We start from the raw sequence: 16,613 nt of genomic DNA on the forward strand, positions 1-16,613 counted from the left end.
TCGAAGAGCGCTGGGCGTACAGAGTCCCGTACAAAAACGCACAAGCCCCACCCAACCCCTCCCGACGCCTGCGCCGCCCTCCCTGGTTCGCGTATGGTCACGCTCATCTACCCCCGGCGACCCGTGGTGCATCCGTGATCCGATTCGACAACGTCTCCAAGGTCTACCCCAAGCAGACCCGCCCCGCACTGAGGGATGTCTCCCTCGAGGTGGAGAAGGGCGAGTTCGTGTTCCTCGTGGGATCCTCCGGTTCCGGCAAGTCCACCTTCCTGCGGCTGGTGCTCCGCGAGGAGCGGACCAGCCAGGGGCAGGTGCACGTCCTGGGCAAGGACCTCGCGCGTCTGTCCAACTGGAAGGTGCCGCAGATGCGCCGCCAGCTGGGGACGGTGTTCCAGGACTTCCGGCTGCTGCCGAACAAGACGGTGGCGGAGAACGTGGCCTTCGCGCAGGAGGTCATCGGCAAGTCGAAGGGTGAGATCCGCAAGTCCGTGCCGCAGGTGCTCGACCTCGTCGGGCTCGGCGGCAAGGAGGACCGGATGCCGGGTGAGCTGTCCGGCGGTGAGCAGCAGCGCGTGGCCATCGCGCGCGCGTTCGTGAACCGGCCCAAGCTGCTGATCGCGGACGAGCCGACCGGAAACCTCGACCCGCAGACCTCCGTGGGCATCATGAAACTGCTCGACCGGATCAACCGGACGGGCACGACCGTGCTGATGGCCACGCACGACCAGAACATCGTGGACCAGATGCGCAAGCGCGTCATCGAGCTGGAGCAGGGCCGCCTCGTCCGCGACCAGGCGCGCGGCGTCTACGGCTACCAGCACTGACCGCCCCCGCCATCGCCCCCGCCCTCGCGGACGCCCCCGGAAAGGCCTGAACAACACGCCATGCGCGCCCAGTTCGTACTGTCGGAGATCGGCGTAGGTCTCCGCCGCAACCTGACGATGACCTTCGCCGTCGTCGTCTCCGTAGCCCTGTCCCTGGCGCTCTTCGGTGGGTCCCTCCTGATGAGCGACCAGGTCAGCACGATGAAGGGCTACTGGTACGACAAGGTCAACGTCTCGGTCTTCCTCTGCAACAAGAGCGACGCCGAGTCGGACGCCAACTGCGCCAAGGGCGCGGTCACCGCGGACCAGAAGAAGCAGATCAAGGCCGACCTCGACAAGATGGGCGTCGTCGAGAAGGTGACGTACGAGTCGCAGGACGACGCGTACAAGCACTACAAGGAGCAGTTCGGCGACTCGCCGCTGGCCAGCTCCCTCACCCCGGACCAGATGCAGGAGTCGTACCGGATCAAGCTGAAGGACCCGGAGAAGTACCAGGTCATCGCGACCGCCTTCGACGGGCGGGACGGCGTGCAGTCGGTGCAGGACCAGAAGGGCATCCTGGACAACCTCTTCGGGCTGCTCAACGGCATGAACTGGGCGGCGCGGGCGGTGATGGCGCTGATGCTCGTGGTCGCGCTGATGCTGATCGTCAACACCGTGCGCGTCTCGGCGTTCAGCCGTCGGCGCGAGACGGGGATCATGCGGCTCGTGGGCGCGTCGGGGTTCTACATCCAGGCGCCGTTCATCGCGGAGGCCGCGGTGGCCGGGCTCATCGGCGGCACGGTCGCCTGCGGATTCCTGGTGATCGGCCGGTACTTCATCATCGACAACGGCCTGGCGCTGTCCGAGAAGCTGAACTTGATCAACTTCATCGGCTGGGACGCCGTGTTGACGAAGCTTCCACTCATCCTCGCCACGAGTCTGCTGATGCCCGCGCTTGCCGCTTTCTTCGCGTTGCGCAAGTACCTGAAGGTGTGACGCATGCCCCGAGGGTCGTACGGTCAACCGTCCGTACGGTTCTTCGGGTTCCCCTAGACTCACCGCCATGTCAGGCCGTGACCTGTTCTGTCAGCCCCGCCGTTTCGGCCGCGGGGCCACGCTGACATTGGTGTTCGCGAGCGTTCTCGTCGCCGGTGCGGCGACCGGGTCGCTTCCGCGGGTGCCGGGCGACGGGCCGCGGAACGCCTCGGGCGCCGCACCCGCCACAGCCCCGGCCGGTCACTCGGAGGCCGTCGCCCGCGCCGCCGAGGAGGCCGCCGCCGACGGCAAGTCCCCCATGGAGGCCGCCGAGCGGGCCGTCAGCCGCAGCGGGGACCGCTGGGCGGCCGTCTACTCCCCGGGCGAGTACGAGGAGTTCGAGGCATCCCTCGACGGCCGGTACACCGGCGTGGGTCTGGAGGCCCGGCGCGAGCGGGGCGGCCGGATCGAGGTCACCAAGGTGCAGCCGGGCTCGCCGGCGGCCGCCGCCGGGGTCCGCCCGGGCGACCGGCTGCGCACCGTCGACGGACGGCCCGTGGACGGCCTCCCGGTCACCGACGTCGTCGCGTTACTGCGCGGTGACGCCGAGGACGCGTCCGCCGGCACCCCCGTCCGTCTCGGACTGGAGCGCGGCAAGCGCGCGTGGACCGAGACCGTGCGCCGGGCGCTGCTGTCCACGGACTCCGTCACCGTCCGGGAAGTCGCCGACCGGGTCACCGTCGTCACCGTCGCCGCCTTCACCAAGGGCGTCGGCAGCGCCGTGCGCGGTGCCGTGCGCCGTGCGCCGGCCGACGGCAGGATCGTGCTGGACCTGCGCGGCAACTCCGGCGGCCTGGTCACCGAGGCCGTCACCACCGCCTCCGCCTTCCTCGACGGCGGCCTCGTCGCCACCTACGACGTCGACGGCGACCAGCGCGCCCTGCACGCCGAGGCGGGCGGCGACACCCGCAAGCCCCTGGTCGTCCTCGTCGACGGCGGCACGATGAGCGCGGCCGAACTGCTCACCGGTGCCCTGCAGGACCGCGGCCGGGCGATCGTCGTGGGATCGCGCACCTTCGGCAAGGGCTCCGTGCAGATGCCGCGCCGGCTGCCCGACGGCTCCGTCGCCGAGCTCACCGTCGGGCACTACCGCACCCCCTCCGGCCACGGCGTCGACGGCCGCGGCATCACCCCCGACCTGGAGGCGGACGACGGGGCGCTGGGACGGGCCGAGACCGTGCTGAGCGGGCTCGGGGACACGTCCTGAACGACCGCCGCCGCGGATCCACCCGTAATCGGCTTTCCCTTAGGCCCCGTGCAGGTGCGAAAATGGCGGGACTATGAGCAAGGGAATGTACGTACCGAAGGAGTCCCAGCCGAAGCAGGGCGGGGCGGCCGCCCCGGCCAAGGCCAAGGACGGCAAGCGCAAGATCGTCGCGCAGAACAAGAAGGCCCGGCACGACTACGCGATCATCGACGTGTACGAGGCCGGCCTGGTGCTCACCGGCACCGAGGTGAAGTCGCTGCGCCAGGGGCGCGCCTCGCTGACCGACGGCTTCGTGCAGATCGAGGGCGACGAGGCGTGGCTGCACGCCGCGCACATCCCCGAGTACAGCCAGGGCAGCTGGACCAACCACTCCGCGCGCCGCAAGCGCAAGCTGCTGCTGCACCGCGAGGAGATCGACAAGCTGGCGGTGAAGTCGGAGGAGACCGGGCACACGATCGTGCCGCTCGCCCTGTACTTCAAGGACGGCCGGGCCAAGGCCGAGATCGCGCTGGCGCGAGGCAAGAAGGAGTACGACAAGCGGCAGACCCTGCGCGAGAAGCAGGACCGCCGGGAGACGGACCGAGCGATCTCGGCGGCCAAGCGCAGGCAGCGGCACGCGTAGCCGACGCGGACGGCCTCGCCGGGAATACGGTGGCATCGTCGTGCGTTGGTCACGTACGATGGCACCTGTGCCCCACGGTGGGCACGGGCCCTCCTCGGAGGGATTTGAAAAATCAACATGGGGATGATCGGTTTCGACAGCGACTGTTGAAACAGGGGAAGCGTGTCGAGGAAGCGGCAATGATCTCGTAAACCATATGTCGCAAAAAATAATCGCCAATACCAAGAGCGATTCCCAGTCCTACGCTCTCGCTGCCTAATAAGCAGTGAGGTAGGACCCTAAAGGGTGTCAGCCCGGGAGTGTTCCCGGCCCGGATCCTGGCATAATCTAGGGAACTAAACCATCTGGCCCGGTCACGGGGTGAGATGGGAAATCAAACAGTGACTGGGCCCGTCGGCGACTTGTTCGCGTGATCGCCGGGGCCGAGAAAATCACAGCGAACTGCACACGGAGAAGCCCTGATTCTGCACCGTTGGACGCGGGTTCGATTCCCGCCATCTCCACTCATCCCATGTGACATGAAGACCCCGCTCCCTCAGGGAGCGGGGTCTTTTTGCGTGCGGCTCCGCGCGCGAGCGGTCCTGCGTACCCGGCGCGGCGTATCGCCCCCTGTGCGTGTGCGGCCGGCTCTGCGCCTGCGCCTCGGTCACCTTCCGCATGAGCATGCACGGACGATCGGTAGATGTCGGTGCGCGGTCAGAAAAGCAGGCAATCCGACATCCATCAGGGTGTATTTTCCGGCCATGCCTGGAGGGGCGCCCCGTGCGGGCCGTCGAGGCCGCCTTTCTGTCTCCCGTCCGTCGCCGGTATGACGAATGGGCTGGTCCTCTCCGGCGTCCACGGCCCGACCGCGAAGCGCCCGTCCGCCGCCGGGTGCCGGAACGCCCCTTCTGCGCCCCGGGCGGGGATGCAATCCAGCCACAGGCATGGGCATGACTTGTGTCCATAAATGACACAACGCGAATGCCGGGCCCATGCCTGCGCTAGGTTCGTGGATCTGAGCGCAATGGGATAAAAGGGGCGCGAGGGCTGGGTGGGGGCCTGGTTCCGTCGGCGTGGGCTCGGAGTCGTAGGCGCTCCCGGAACAGTTCTGTGGGGGTAGTGCGCACGTGAAGAATTGGCGAGAAGAAGCCCAACCGGAGTGGCCCGAGGCCGTGTTCCCGACGAGGGGCGTGCCGGTCGCGGGGGCGGGACCGGCAGGATCTCAGAGCGCTCCTGGGCTCGGGGGCCACTCCCTGGCGCCGATGACGGGCGGCGGAAGATACCGCTCGCTGATGGACGCACCGCGTGACAACGGCCTGCTGCCGGCCCCTGCGGACGCGAACGGGGCGCCCGGAGGCGGACCTTCGAGCGATCTCCGGGACCCCTGGGGCGAGAAGCCTGGCGGCCCGGACGGGGAGGGCGCCGATCCAGGCGAGGTGACCGTCCAGCTCGACCCGCTGAAGCAGGGTCGGCCGGACGGCTCCGACGCCGCCTGCGACGTCCCGGTCTTCGTCGACGAGTCCGGTCGCCGCAGCCGGACGTTCCGCCGCATCGGCATCTTCGTGGGCATCGCGTGCGGTGCGTACGCCGTGATCATCGTGGTCGCGCTGCTCTCGGGCAACGCCGGCGCGCCCTGGCTGCCGGTACCGGTGCCGGGCCAGGCCGACGACAAGCCGGCGGCCGGCGAGGTGGGCAGCTCCTCGGCGCCCGACGACTCCGCCTCCTCGCACCCCGGAGCGCCGGGCTCCGCGCGTCCCGGCGGGACGGGGGCCACGGCCTCCGGGGCCGCCGCCGCACCGGGCAAGCCGGGGGCGAGCAGGTCGCCGGGCGCCTCGGGCAGCGCCGCGCCGACCGGTGGGGCGTCCGCGACGGCCCGGCCCTCGGCCGGCGGAGCCGTCCGGCCCAGCGACGGCCCGACGGCCTCGGGGTCCCCGGCCTCGGGTCCGACCGGCCCGGTGGTCGCGCCGCCGGCGTCCACGCCACCGCCGCCGGCCTCCCCGCCCGCGGAGTCCCCCTCACCGGTCTCGTCCCCGTCCCCGGCCGGCGGAGCCTCGACCACCGTCGCGGGCGGCCCCGCGGAACCGGCCCCGGCCGCATCGACCCCGGCGGCCTGAGGAAGCCCCGTGAGCACGGCCGGCCGACGGCGTGCGGACGGGAAGGGACGGGGGGAATCCCGCGGGGCGCGGGGGACGGGGCAGGAACGGGGACCCGCGGCAGGGCGGGAGCAGCGGCTCGGCCGTGGGCGGCTGCGCGCCGCGCCGGCCTGACGTGCTCGATTCCGGCTCGGCCGCCACGGTTTCGCCCGGCCCGGTTCCCGTCGGCCGCCCGTCGTCACCCGCCGGCCGCGTGCCTGCGACCGGCGCGCTGCCCGGGGCACTGGCGGGGTCCCTGACCCGGCACGCTCCCCGCCGTCCGCCCGCCGTCGGCAATCCGTCCCGCTCCCGCATCCGCCGGTCGCCCCGCTGTCCCGGACCCGCATCCGTCGGGCCCCCGCAATCCGTCCCGCTCCCGCCGACCGTTGCCGACCGTTGCCGACCGTTGCCGGCCCTCCGGGCGGCGTCCGCAACCCGTCCCGCTCCGCGCCGTCCGCTCGGAGCCCGTCCGCTTCCTGCCGTACGGCCGGAGCCCGTCCCGGTTCCCGCCGCGCGCCCGGAGCCCGGTCGGCCGACCCCGCCGTCCGGCCGACCCGGTCCCCTGCCGCCGACCCGACGGGGCGGCGGCAAATCCCCGTCCGACTCTCGTCCCCGGAGAACCAGCTCTCATGGCACCCCATACCAGCCGGCGTTCGGCCCGACGGTCCGCCGTCCGGCATTCCGCGCACGCCTCCGGCGGCCAGACCGCCTCCACCGCCGCCCCGCCCGAAGGCGAGCCGGGCAGTGGACGAAAGGCCGTCCGGCGGTCCGGCGCACGACGCGGCCGGGCCGCGGGCAGCCCCGCACACGGCGCAGCCCCGCCCGGACGCCGCCGTCTGATGCCTCCTCTCAGGCTGCGCCGCTTGCTGCCGCTGCTCGTGCTCGTCGCGCTGATGGCGATGCTGATGCTGCGCGGCTATGTGCACAGCGAGATCCTCGCCGACCACCGCATCCGCCCCGACGCCGCCGCCGGCACGGTGCCCGAGAAGATCCTCGACGGCGGTCCGGTCGTCGACACCCGCGGCGGGCAGGAGACCAGCCTGCAGGTGCCCGACCACCGGATCGTGCTCACCTTCGACGACGGGCCCGACCCCACCTGGACCCCCAAGGTCCTCGACGTCCTGAAGAAGCACCGCGTGCACGCCGTCTTCTTCATCACCGGCACCATGGCCTCCCGGTACCCCGACCTGGTCCGGCGGATGGTGGACGAGGGCCACGAGATCGGCCTGCACACCTTCAACCACCCCGACCTCTCCTACCAGTCGAAGAAGCGCATCGACTGGGAGCTCACCCAGAACCAGCTGGCCCTGGCGGGAGCCGCCGGCATCCGGACGTCCCTCTTCCGGCCGCCGTACTCCTCCAGTGCGGACGCCCTCGACGACGCGTCCTGGCCGGTCACCCGCTATGTCGGAACGCGCGGCTACCTCACCGTCTTCACCACCGCCGACAGCGAGGACTGGCAACGGCCGGGCGTACGGCAGATCGTCCGCAACGCCACGCCCGAGAACGGCAAGGGCGCCATCGTGCTCATGCACGACTCCGGCGGCGACCGCCGGCAGACCGTCCAGGCCCTCGACGTCTACCTCCCCGAACTCATGCGGAAGGGTTACGCCTTCGAGAACCTCACCGAAGCCCTGCAGGCGCCGAGCGCGCACACCCCGGTCACCGGGACCGACCTGTGGAAGGGCAAGGCCTGGGTCTTCCTGGTCGGAGCCTCCGACGACATCACCGCCGTGCTGGTCGTCGGTCTCGCCGTCATCGGCGTCCTCGTCTTCGCCCGCTTCGGCCTGATGCTGCTGCTCTCGGCGATCCACACCCGCCGTACCCGCCGCCGGGGTTTCGTCTGGGGCCCCGACGCGCCCGTCACCGAACCGGCCTCGGTGCTCGTCCCTGCCTACAACGAGGCCAAGTGCATCGAGAACACGGTGCGTTCGCTGATGAAGAGCGAGCACCCGATCGAGATCCTGGTGGTCGACGACGGCTCCAGCGACGGCACCGCCCGCATCGTCGAGGACCTGCGCCTGCCCGGTGTCCGCGTCGTGCGCCAGCGCAACGCGGGCAAACCGGCCGCCCTCAACCGGGGCATCGCCAACGCCCGGCACGACCTCATCGTCATGATGGACGGCGACACGGTCTTCGAGCCGTCCACGGTCCGCGAGCTCGTCCAGCCGTTCGCCGACCCGAAGGTCGGCGCGGTCGCCGGCAACGCCAAGGTCGGCAACAAGGACACCCTCATCGGCGCCTGGCAGCACATCGAGTACGTGATGGGCTTCAACCTCGACCGCCGCATGTACGACGTCCTGCGCTGCATGCCCACCATCCCGGGAGCCGTCGGGGCGTTCCGCCGCAGCGCGCTCGACCGCGTCGGCGGCATGAGCGACGACACCCTCGCCGAGGACACCGACATCACCATGGCCATCCACCGGGACGGCTGGCACGTCGTGTACGCGGAGAAGGCACGCGCCTGGACCGAGGCCCCGGAGTCCGTCCAGCAGCTGTGGTCGCAGCGCTACCGCTGGTGCTACGGCACGATGCAGGCGATCTGGAAGCACCGCCGCGCGCTCGTCGAACGCGGACCCTCGGGCCGCTTCGGGCGGGTGGGCCTCCCGCTCGTCTCCCTCTTCATGGTCGTCGCCCCGCTCCTCGCGCCCCTCATCGACCTGTTCCTCGTCTACGGCCTGCTCTTCGGCCCGACCGGTCAGACGATCGCGGCCTGGTTCGGCGTGCTCGCCGTCCAGGCGGGCTGTGCGGCCTACGCGTTCGTCCTCGACCGCGAGCGGCTCACTCCGCTGATCTCCCTCCCGCTCCAGCAACTCCTGTACCGGCAGCTGATGTACATCGTGCTCCTCCAGTCCTGGATCACCGCGCTCACCGGCGGCCGGCTGCGCTGGCAGAAGCTGCGCCGCAAGGGACAGGTGGCCGCCCCGCCGGGCGCGGCGACGCCGGCCCCGAGCCTGGACGGGGGTGCGGTCGGATGAGCACCGAGCCGAGGACGGAGTCGAGCGGCCGGCCGAGCAGCCGTCCGGCGGACGGCAGGCCGGGGGACGGCAGGCCGGCGCACGGTCGTCCGGTGGACAGCACCGCGCGGCTGCCCCGACTGACCGAGTCGACCGGGCCCGCCGAGTCGACCGGGCCCGCCGAGGCGACCGGGCTGCCAGCGCAGCCGGGCGCGACCGCGGGTTCGGAGGCGAGGAGGAAGAGCGGCGGACGCGACCGCTACTTCGACCTCCTCCGGGCGATCGCCCTGTTCCGTGTCGTCCTGTACCACCTGATGGGCTGGGCCTGGCTCCCCGTCGTGTTCCCCTCGATGGGCGTGATGTTCGCGCTCGCCGGCAACCTGATGGCCCGCTCGCTCACCCGGCGCCCCGCGCTGGAGGTCGTACGCGGGCGCATGCGCAGGCTGCTGCCGCCGCTGTGGCTGCTGGGCGCCGTCGGGGTGAGCGGCATGCTGGCCGCGGGGTGGGGCCCGGACGAGGAAGGGCACCCCGGCTGGTGGTGGCTCCACCTCGCGTACTGGATCCTCCCGCTGAGCGACCCGCCGTACGGCGATTCCCTGCCGGGCGTGCACGGCCTGGTCGGCGACGACTGGGCCACCGACATGGGTGTGCCCCTGTGGTACCTCCGCGCCTACCTGTGGTTCGTCCTGCTCTCCCCGCTCCTGCTGCGCGCCCTGCGCCGGCTGCCCTGGCCGACGGTTCTCGCGCCGCTCGCGCTGTCCGCCGCGCTGGAGTTCGGCGCCCTCTCGCTGCCCGGCTGGCGGCTGCAGGCCGCCCTCACGGATCTCGGCACGTTCGGCGCGTGCTGGCTGCTGGGCATGGCGCACCAGGAGGGACTGCTGCGCCGACTGCCCCGCTATGTGGTGCCGTCCCTGGCCCCGGCGGTGGCGGCGACCGGTCTCTGGTACGCCCTGGGCCACCACCTCAGGGAGGGGCACGACCTCGACGACATGCCGTTCGCGCAGTCCCTGTGGTCCTTCGCCGCGGTGCTGCTGCTTCTGCACCTCAGTCCGTCCTGGACCGAGTGGCCGGCCCGGCTGCGCCGCTGGGACCGGGTGATCACGCTGCTCAACTCCCGTGCGGTGACGATCTATCTCTGGCACAACGTGTGCATCGGCGTCGTCGAGGCGCTGTGGGACCGGCTGTGGGCCGTCCCGTGGCTGGAGGACGACGCCCACTGGATCCTGGTGAGCCCGTGGCCCCAACTGCCGTTCGTCTGGCTTCTCACGGCGGTCTGCGTCGTCTGCTTCGGCTGGGTCGAGGACCTGGCGGCCCGCCGCAGGCCCCGTCTGTGGCCGGACGGACGCGTCGGCGCGCACCGCGCGTGACCGGGAGCGTGTTCCGCCCCTGCCCGCTCGCCGGGCGGGGGTGAGGGGCAGGTCGAGCGGGCCGCTGCCGATCACCGGGGCCGCGGGCGTGTGGAAGACTGCCCGCGTTGCGTGAGTGAACAGCCGTTCGGCTGGTGGGGGAGTGAGTGCCGGTGAGCAAGCGGCAGATGCGAAGCATGCTGAAGTCGATGGCGGGCGGCGGGCCCGTCGAGGTCACCAGCCCGCTGGCCTCGGTGAAGAAGCTGGCCCGGCTCGCCTTCGTGGCCCAGCAGTTCGGATACGAGTACGCGGACGCCGGGCACGGTGGCTCCCAGGGCAACGCGCTGAAACTGCTGATCGTCCCCGATCCCAGCCCGCAGGCACGCGCGCGTGCCGCGCAGAACTGGGCGCAGTACCCGAACGCGCACGACGGGTTCTCCCTGCCGCCGCTGGTCCCGGACGCCTTCGAACTCCTCAGGACCCGCATCACCTTCGACCTCACCGGCAGGCAGGCCGAGAAGCGGATGGGGTACGGCGCGCTGGGCGCCACCGCGGGGTGCGCGGTCCTCGGGATACGGCTCGGGGCCACGGGCGCCGACTTCGGCGTCGCCTCCGCCGTCTGGGTCGTCCTCATGGCCGTCTGCGGCGCCGGCTTCGCCGTCAACCGGCGCCGCAACGCCGCGTCCGGCGCCCGGCTGAAGGCCGCCGGCTTCGCCCCGGTGACCGACGCGACGGGCCGCCTGCGGTACCTGCCCCCGGGAACGGGGGCGGGAGCGGCGGCCGGTCCCGGCGGGAACGCGTACGGCGGCGGGCTCCCGGCCCAGGCGCCCGCCCACGCCCCGGCCCAGCCCCCGTACGGTCCGTACGGCACCGCTCCGGCGGCCGCCCCCGGCTACGGCTACCCGCAGCAGGCGTACCAGCCGGCGCCGTACCAGGAGCCCACGCCGTACCAGGAGCCCACGCCGTACCAGCAGCCGCAGCCGTACCAGTACCCCCACCAGCAGCCGGGGCCGTACGCCCAGCCCCAGCCCGGTCCTTCCGCCCAGCACCCGCCGCACCCCCAGCACCAGCCCGCCCCCCAGCCGTACCCGGGCCCCCAGCCGTACCCCGGGCCCCAGCAGTACCCGTACTCTTCCCAGGCCCCGCAGGCCCCGCCCTATCCGCAGCCGCAGCCCCAGCCCCAGCCGCCCGCCCCCTACGGCCGGCCGCCCCAGGACTGAGCTCGTTGCGCGACCTCTCACCGGCGGTCCGGGCAAGGTGAGAGCAACGTTCCTTTCCGGTCACCCACAGCCACAGCCCGGAAACGCGCTCTCCCTACCTTCGGGACTCATCACCGCTCATCCCCCCGGACCACCCGAGCCCGGAGCACGTGGAGGCGTCATGACAGCCCCGAGTACAGCCCCCGCACCGCCGTCCCCCGCCAAGAAGGGGAGCCGCTGGATCGAGGAGTGGGACCCCGAGAACGAGGCCTTCTGGAACGAGAAGGGCGAGAAGATCGCCCGCCGCAACCTCGTCTTCTCCGTCCTCTCCGAGCACATCGGGTTCTCGATCTGGACCATGTGGTCCGTGCTGGTGCTCTTCATGGGCCCGGAGTACGGCCTCACCCCCGCCGACAAGTTCCTGCTGACGTCGATGGTGACGCTGGTCGGAGCGGTGGTGCGGGTGCCGTACACCTTCGCCGTCGCGATCTTCGGCGGCCGGAACTGGACGATCATCTCCGCCGGCCTGCTGCTCATCCCCACCGTCGCCGCCTTCACGGTGATGGAGCCGGGGACCTCCTTCGACACCTTCCTGCTGGTCGGCCTGATCGCGGGCATCGGAGGCGGCAACTTCGCCTCCTCCATGACCAACATCAACGCCTTCTTCCCGCTCCGCAAGAAGGGCTGGGCGCTCGGGCTCAACGCCGGCGGCGGCAACATCGGCGTGCCGGTCCTCCAGCTGATCGGCCTCGCCGTCATCGGCGCGAGCGGCGGCCCGCGCGTGCTGCTCGGGATCTACATCCCGCTGATCGTGATCGCCGCGACCCTGGCCGCGCTGTTCATGGACAACCTGGCGTCCGTGAAGAACGACACCGGCGCCGCGATCGACTCCGCGAAGGACGCCCACACCTGGATCATGTCCTTCCTGTACGTCGGCACGTTCGGGTCGTTCATCGGCTACAGCTTCGCCTTCGGGCAGGTCCTGACGAACCAGTTCGGCCGGACGCCCCTCCAGGCGGCCTACCTCACCTTCATCGGCCCGCTGCTCGGCTCCCTGATCCGCCCGGTCGGCGGCTGGCTGGCCGACAAGTACGGCGGCGCGAGGATCACGCTCTACAACTACGTCGGGATGGCCGCCGCGACCGGCGTCCTGGTCTTCGCCAGCATGCAGAAGTCGCTCGGACTCTTCGTCACCGCCTTCGTGGTGCTGTTCGTGCTCAGCGGCCTCGGCAACGGGTCGACGTACAAGATGATCCCCGGCATCTTCCAGGCCAAGGCCGTCGCGAAGGGCCTGCAGGGCGAGGCCGCGGCCGCCTACGGCCGGCGTCTGTCCGGCGCCTCCATGGGACTGATCGGCGCGGTGGGCGCGCTCGGCGGCGTCGGCATCAACCTGGCCTTCCGGCAGTCGTTCCTCTCCTACGGCTCCGGCACCGGCGCCTTCGTGGCCTTCCTCGCCTTCTACGCCGTCTGCTTCGCGGTCACCTGGGCCGTATACCTTCGCCGTCCGGCCGGCCGGGTGACTGCCTCCGGCTCGGCATCCGAGGCGAAGCCGCAGCTCAGCTACGCCGAGGTGTGACGTAACACGGGCGACATCAAGCCGAACCGAGCCTGTCACGCACCGTTGACAGGCTCGTCGGCATGTAGGTCAGACGCGACTGCGGGACGAGAGCTATGCACCAGGAACAGCAACAACCGGCCACCGGCCAACGGGCCGCCGTCGAACACGGGCCTCTCGCGGGCTTCACCGTGGGCGTGACGGCCGCGCGCCGGGCCGAGGAGCTCGGCGCGCTGCTCCAGCGGCGCGGCTCGGCGGTGCTGCACGCGCCCGCCCTGCGGATCGTGCCGCTCGCCGACGACGGCGAGCTGCTCGCCGCCACCAGGGAGCTCATCGAACAGGCGCCCGACGTCGTGGTCGCCACCACCGCCATCGGCTTCCGAGGCTGGGTCGAGGCCGCCGACGGCTGGGGACTCGGCGAGCAGCTGCTCGCCCGGCTGGGCGGGGTGGAGCTGCTCGCCCGCGGCCCCAAGGTGAAGGGCGCCGTCCGGGCCGCCGGTCTGACGGAGGCGTGGTCGCCGTCCAGCGAGTCCATGGCCGAGGTGCTCGACCGGCTCCTGGAGGAGGGCGTCGAGGGGCGCCGGGTCGCCGTCCAGCTGCACGGCGAACCGCTGCCCGGGTTCGTGGAGTCGCTGCGCGCGGCGGGCGCCGAAGTGGTGGGAGTGCCCGTCTACCGGTGGATGCCGCCGGAGGACATCTCGCCGCTCGACCGGCTCATCGACGCCGCCGTCGCGCGCGGGCTGGACGCGATCACCTTCACCAGCGCGCCCGCGGCCGTCTCGCTGTTCTCCCGGGCGGAGGAGCGCGGGCTGCTGTCCGAGCTGCTCACCGCCCTGCACCACGACGTGCTGCCGGCCTGTGTCGGTCCCGTCACCGCGCTTCCGCTGCAGGCGCGCGGCGTGGACACGATCCAGCCGGAGCGGTTCCGGCTCGGGCCGCTCGTGCAGCTGCTGTGCCAGGAGCTGCCGACCCGGGCCCGGGCCCTGCCGCTCGCCGGACACCGGGTGGAGATCCGGGGGCACGCGGTGCTGGTGGACGGGGCGCTGCGGCCGGTGCCGCCGGCCGGGATGTCGCTGCTGCGGGCGCTCTCGCGGCGGCCGGGGTGGGTGGTGCCGCGGTCCGATCTGCTGCGGGCGCTGCCCGGGGCCGGACGGGACGAGCACGCCGTCGAGACGGCGATGGCCCGGCTGCGGACGGCTCTCGGGGCGCCGAAGCTGATCCAGACCGTGGTGAAGCGCGGGTACCGGCTGGCGCTCGATCCGGCCGCGGACGCCAAGTACGCGGACGTCTGAGCGGTTTGCCCGCCCCGGGGCCGCAACCGCCCCGGACGGGCTGGTTATCGGCCTCCCGCGCTGGCACTGTGAGGGGAAGGGTTCTTCCGGGAGAACGCCCAAGGCGGTGGCGCATGGCACTGGGGACGGTCACGGACTTCCACGAGCTGCGGTTCGACGCCGGGCGGTGTTGTCTCGACCTGCTGGCGACCAGTCACCCCCAGGAACATCTCGACGGCGTCGCGCCGTTGTGCGCGTGGATCCGCGGCTGCGGACTCGTCCCGCCGGGCACCCCGCTGACCCACGCCGACCCGTCGTGGCCGCCGGCCTTCCGGGAACTGCGCCGCAATATAGGACAGTTGGTGCACGGGTGGCTCGCCCACACCGCCACCGCCGCACACGACCCCGCGCTCGCCCGGGTCAACGACGCCGCCCGGGTCGCGCCGCCCGTCCCGCGCGCAGTGCCCGGCGAGGACGGCTCGCTGGTGCGTGAGTTGGAACGACCGCCCGGTTGCGCCGCGCTGCTCGCCGCGGTGGCCCTGGACGCGGTGGAGTTGCTCACCGATCCGGTCGCCCGGGCCGCACTGCGGCAGTGCGCGGGGGACAACTGCCCCATCGTGTACGTCGACACCTCCCGGGGGCGCCGTCGGCGCTGGTGCTCGAGCGAGACCTGCGGGAACCGGGAGCGGGTCGCGAGGCACCGCCGGCGCGCCGCGCTCGCGCGCGCCTGAGGACCCGTCGGGCGCCGTCCGGGCGTCCGTGGAGGGCGGCGCCGGGCGTACTCCGGGTGACCGACCGCCAACTGCCCTGTCGGGTATGCGGCTTTCGTGGAGCCGCGGCCTGGCGGTCTTCGAAGTGATTTCGATTACACACCGTTTACTCGCGCCGGTCGACGGGCAGTCGGCGTGATCTTGTCGGTGTGGTGGATTTGTAAAGAAAAGACGGTGGGAATGTGCCGCCATGTCCCCCTCGTCATGACACCCCGAAGAAAAGTGTCCCCGCGGTTTGAACGCTCAACACCCCCCCTGCGTACCCGTCGTCGAGCGACCGAAGGGGGGATCCCCCGGACACCGGAGGTGGGCGTGCGCAAAGATGCGGCCGTGGCCAATGAACGTGGATCGAGGGCCCGACATCGCATGTCCCAGCCCTCGGAACCTGACGAGGAGCTGATGCGTGCTCTGTATCGGGAGCATGCCGGACCCCTGCTTGCGTATGTCCTGCGCCTGGTTGCCGGAGATCGGCAGCGTGCCGAGGACGTCGTGCAGGAGACGCTCATCCGTGCCTGGAAGAACGCCGGTCAGCTCAATCGGGCGACCGGATCGGTACGCCCCTGGCTGGTGACGGTCGCTCGTCGCATCGTCATCGACGGCCACCGCAGCCGGCAGGCCCGGCCGCAGGAGGTCGACCCGTCGCCGCTGGAGGTCATTCCTGCGGAGGACGAGATCGACAAGGCGCTGTGGCTGATGACGCTGTCCGACGCGCTCGACGACCTGACCCCGGCCCACCGGGAGGTGCTCGTCGAGACGTACTTCAAGGGGCGTACCGTCAACGAGGCGGCCGAGACGCTCGGCATACCCAGCGGCACCGTGCGCTCAAGGGTGTTCTACGCCCTGCGGTCGATGAAGCTGGCTCTGGAGGAGCGGGGGGTGACGGCGTGATGAGCATTTACGGGGGGTTCGGAGCAGGTGGGCCGGGTATGTCTGGCCCCATGCAGGGATCTGTGGGATCTCCGAGCCCGAGCGAACACGAGACCGTCGGCGCCTACGCCCTCGGCATCCTCGACGACGCCGAGGCGACCGCCTTCGAAGCCCATCTTGCCGGCTGCGAATGGTGCGCCCAGCAGCTCGACGAGCTGGCCGGGATGGAACCGATGCTTGCCGCGCTCGCGGACCTGCCCGGTTCCGGCACCCCGGCGATCGGCGACTCCCTGTCCGCCCGCCCCAGCCCGCGTCTCGCCGAGCGGCTGGTCGACGAGATCTCCGAGCGCCGCGCGCTCAAGCGCCGCCGCTCCTTCTTCCTGGTGGCGGCCGCGGCCGCGCTGATCATCGGCGGCCCCCTCACGGTGCTGGCCGCGACCGGCGGCGACGGCGGGAGCAAGGGCGTCCAGGCGGGCTCCACCAAGTCCGCGAACTCCGCCAAGGACGCCTTCGACACGCTCGCCCAGCGGGTCTCCGCGACCGACTCCGCCACCAAGGTCTCCGCGACCGTCGCCATGGGCGAGAAGGCGTGGGGCACGGAGATCGGCGTCGAGCTGAAGAACGTCAAGGGCCCGGAGAAGTGCTCGCTGATCGCCGTCGGCAAGAACGGCGAGCGCGAGACGGTCTCCTCCTGGTCGGTCCCGGAGTGGGGCTACGGCCTTCCCGGCGCCAAGACCGAACAGGCCAAGAACCCGCTCTACGTGTCCGGCGGCGCAGCCTTCAAGACCAACGAGATCGACCACTTCGAGGTCATGACCTTCGACGGCAAGAAGCTCGTCCAGGTCGACGCGTAGTCCCGCATGG

General features: G+C 71.7%; 13 protein-coding genes and 1 other RNA gene. All 14 read left to right on the forward strand.

Features of this window, described 5'->3' with window-relative positions:
* Nucleotides 1–134 precede the first annotated feature (134 nt).
* The 14 genes from ftsE to ACH4ZA_RS17750 all read left to right on the forward strand — a co-directional run bounded on the left by ftsE (nt 135) and on the right by ACH4ZA_RS17750 (nt 16,603).
* On the forward strand, nt 135–824 hold the full coding sequence (ftsE, locus tag ACH4ZA_RS17685) for a cell division ATP-binding protein FtsE (RefSeq protein WP_057574412.1): 690 nt from the start codon (nt 135–137) through the stop codon (nt 822–824).
* Nucleotides 825–884: 60 nt separating this feature from the next.
* Nucleotides 885–1,802, forward strand: a complete 918-nt coding sequence (gene ftsX / locus ACH4ZA_RS17690) for a permease-like cell division protein FtsX (RefSeq protein ID WP_057574413.1) — start codon at nt 885–887, stop codon at nt 1,800–1,802.
* Nucleotides 1,803–1,869: 67 nt separating this feature from the next.
* Nucleotides 1,870–3,048, forward strand: a complete 1,179-nt coding sequence (locus ACH4ZA_RS17695; protein WP_319280722.1) for a S41 family peptidase — start codon at nt 1,870–1,872, stop codon at nt 3,046–3,048.
* A 73-nt stretch (nt 3,049–3,121) separates the two neighbouring features.
* Nucleotides 3,122–3,670 carry an SsrA-binding protein SmpB gene (smpB, locus tag ACH4ZA_RS17700; protein WP_398430208.1) on the forward strand — a complete coding sequence of 183 codons (549 nt, stop codon included), beginning with the start codon at nt 3,122–3,124 and terminating at the stop codon, nt 3,668–3,670.
* A 119-nt stretch (nt 3,671–3,789) separates the two neighbouring features.
* Nucleotides 3,790–4,176, forward strand: a transfer-messenger RNA (tmRNA) gene (gene ssrA / locus ACH4ZA_RS17705).
* A 768-nt stretch (nt 4,177–4,944) separates the two neighbouring features.
* Nucleotides 4,945–5,766 (forward strand): hypothetical protein, encoded by an 822-nt coding sequence (locus ACH4ZA_RS17710; protein WP_398430209.1) that lies wholly within the window; start codon nt 4,945–4,947, stop codon nt 5,764–5,766.
* Nucleotides 5,767–6,623: 857 nt separating this feature from the next.
* On the forward strand, nt 6,624–8,762 hold the full coding sequence (locus ACH4ZA_RS17715) for a bifunctional polysaccharide deacetylase/glycosyltransferase family 2 protein (protein ID WP_398430210.1): 2,139 nt from the start codon (nt 6,624–6,626) through the stop codon (nt 8,760–8,762).
* Nucleotides 8,759–10,108, forward strand: a complete 1,350-nt coding sequence (locus ACH4ZA_RS17720) for an acyltransferase family protein (protein ID WP_398430211.1) — start codon at nt 8,759–8,761, stop codon at nt 10,106–10,108. The genes ACH4ZA_RS17715 and ACH4ZA_RS17720 overlap by 4 nt, the downstream gene beginning before the upstream one ends.
* Before the next feature lie 167 nt (nt 10,109–10,275).
* Nucleotides 10,276–11,307: a hypothetical protein gene (locus ACH4ZA_RS17725; protein ID WP_398430212.1), complete on the forward strand. Its 1,032-nt coding sequence runs from the start codon at nt 10,276–10,278 to the stop codon at nt 11,305–11,307.
* Between the two features lie 160 nt (nt 11,308–11,467).
* Nucleotides 11,468–12,862, forward strand: coding sequence for a nitrate/nitrite transporter (locus tag ACH4ZA_RS17730; protein WP_398430214.1), 1,395 nt, complete (start codon nt 11,468–11,470; stop codon nt 12,860–12,862).
* 95 nt (nt 12,863–12,957) lie between these two features.
* Nucleotides 12,958–14,133, forward strand: a complete 1,176-nt coding sequence (locus tag ACH4ZA_RS17735) for a uroporphyrinogen-III synthase (protein ID WP_319280713.1) — start codon at nt 12,958–12,960, stop codon at nt 14,131–14,133.
* A 113-nt stretch (nt 14,134–14,246) separates the two neighbouring features.
* Nucleotides 14,247–14,843: a CGNR zinc finger domain-containing protein gene (locus ACH4ZA_RS17740; protein WP_398430216.1), complete on the forward strand. Its 597-nt coding sequence runs from the start codon at nt 14,247–14,249 to the stop codon at nt 14,841–14,843.
* A 405-nt stretch (nt 14,844–15,248) separates the two neighbouring features.
* Nucleotides 15,249–15,770 carry a sigma-70 family RNA polymerase sigma factor gene (locus ACH4ZA_RS17745; protein ID WP_010039908.1) on the forward strand — a complete coding sequence of 174 codons (522 nt, stop codon included), beginning with the start codon at nt 15,249–15,251 and terminating at the stop codon, nt 15,768–15,770.
* The gene (locus tag ACH4ZA_RS17750; protein ID WP_319280709.1) at nt 15,770–16,603 is read left to right on the forward strand and encodes a zf-HC2 domain-containing protein; all 834 of its coding nucleotides are present in this window, start codon (nt 15,770–15,772) and stop codon (nt 16,601–16,603) included. Before ACH4ZA_RS17745 ends, ACH4ZA_RS17750 begins: the two co-directional genes overlap by 1 nt.
* Nucleotides 16,604–16,613: the final 10 nt, after the last annotated feature.

The organism is Streptomyces sp. NPDC020597, assembly GCF_044335095.1.
GTDB lineage: Bacteria > Actinomycetota > Actinomycetes > Streptomycetales > Streptomycetaceae > Streptomyces.

Coding starts and splice junctions, on each gene's coding strand:
- ACH4ZA_RS17750 (WP_319280709.1), top strand. CDS start 15,770: ATGAGCATTTACGGGGGGTTCGGAGCAGGTGGGCCGGGTATGTCTGGC.
- ACH4ZA_RS17740 (WP_398430216.1), top strand. CDS start 14,247: ATGGCACTGGGGACGGTCACGGACTTCCACGAGCTGCGGTTCGACGCC.
- ACH4ZA_RS17735 (WP_319280713.1), top strand. CDS start 12,958: ATGCACCAGGAACAGCAACAACCGGCCACCGGCCAACGGGCCGCCGTC.
- ACH4ZA_RS17745 (WP_010039908.1), top strand. CDS start 15,249: ATGTCCCAGCCCTCGGAACCTGACGAGGAGCTGATGCGTGCTCTGTAT.
- ACH4ZA_RS17715 (WP_398430210.1), top strand. CDS start 6,624: ATGCCTCCTCTCAGGCTGCGCCGCTTGCTGCCGCTGCTCGTGCTCGTC.
- ACH4ZA_RS17725 (WP_398430212.1), top strand. CDS start 10,276: ATGCGAAGCATGCTGAAGTCGATGGCGGGCGGCGGGCCCGTCGAGGTC.
- ACH4ZA_RS17730 (WP_398430214.1), top strand. CDS start 11,468: ATGACAGCCCCGAGTACAGCCCCCGCACCGCCGTCCCCCGCCAAGAAG.
- ACH4ZA_RS17695 (WP_319280722.1), top strand. CDS start 1,870: ATGTCAGGCCGTGACCTGTTCTGTCAGCCCCGCCGTTTCGGCCGCGGG.
- smpB (WP_398430208.1), top strand. CDS start 3,122: ATGAGCAAGGGAATGTACGTACCGAAGGAGTCCCAGCCGAAGCAGGGC.
- ACH4ZA_RS17720 (WP_398430211.1), top strand. CDS start 8,759: ATGAGCACCGAGCCGAGGACGGAGTCGAGCGGCCGGCCGAGCAGCCGT.
- ACH4ZA_RS17710 (WP_398430209.1), top strand. CDS start 4,945: ATGGACGCACCGCGTGACAACGGCCTGCTGCCGGCCCCTGCGGACGCG.
- ftsX (WP_057574413.1), top strand. CDS start 885: ATGCGCGCCCAGTTCGTACTGTCGGAGATCGGCGTAGGTCTCCGCCGC.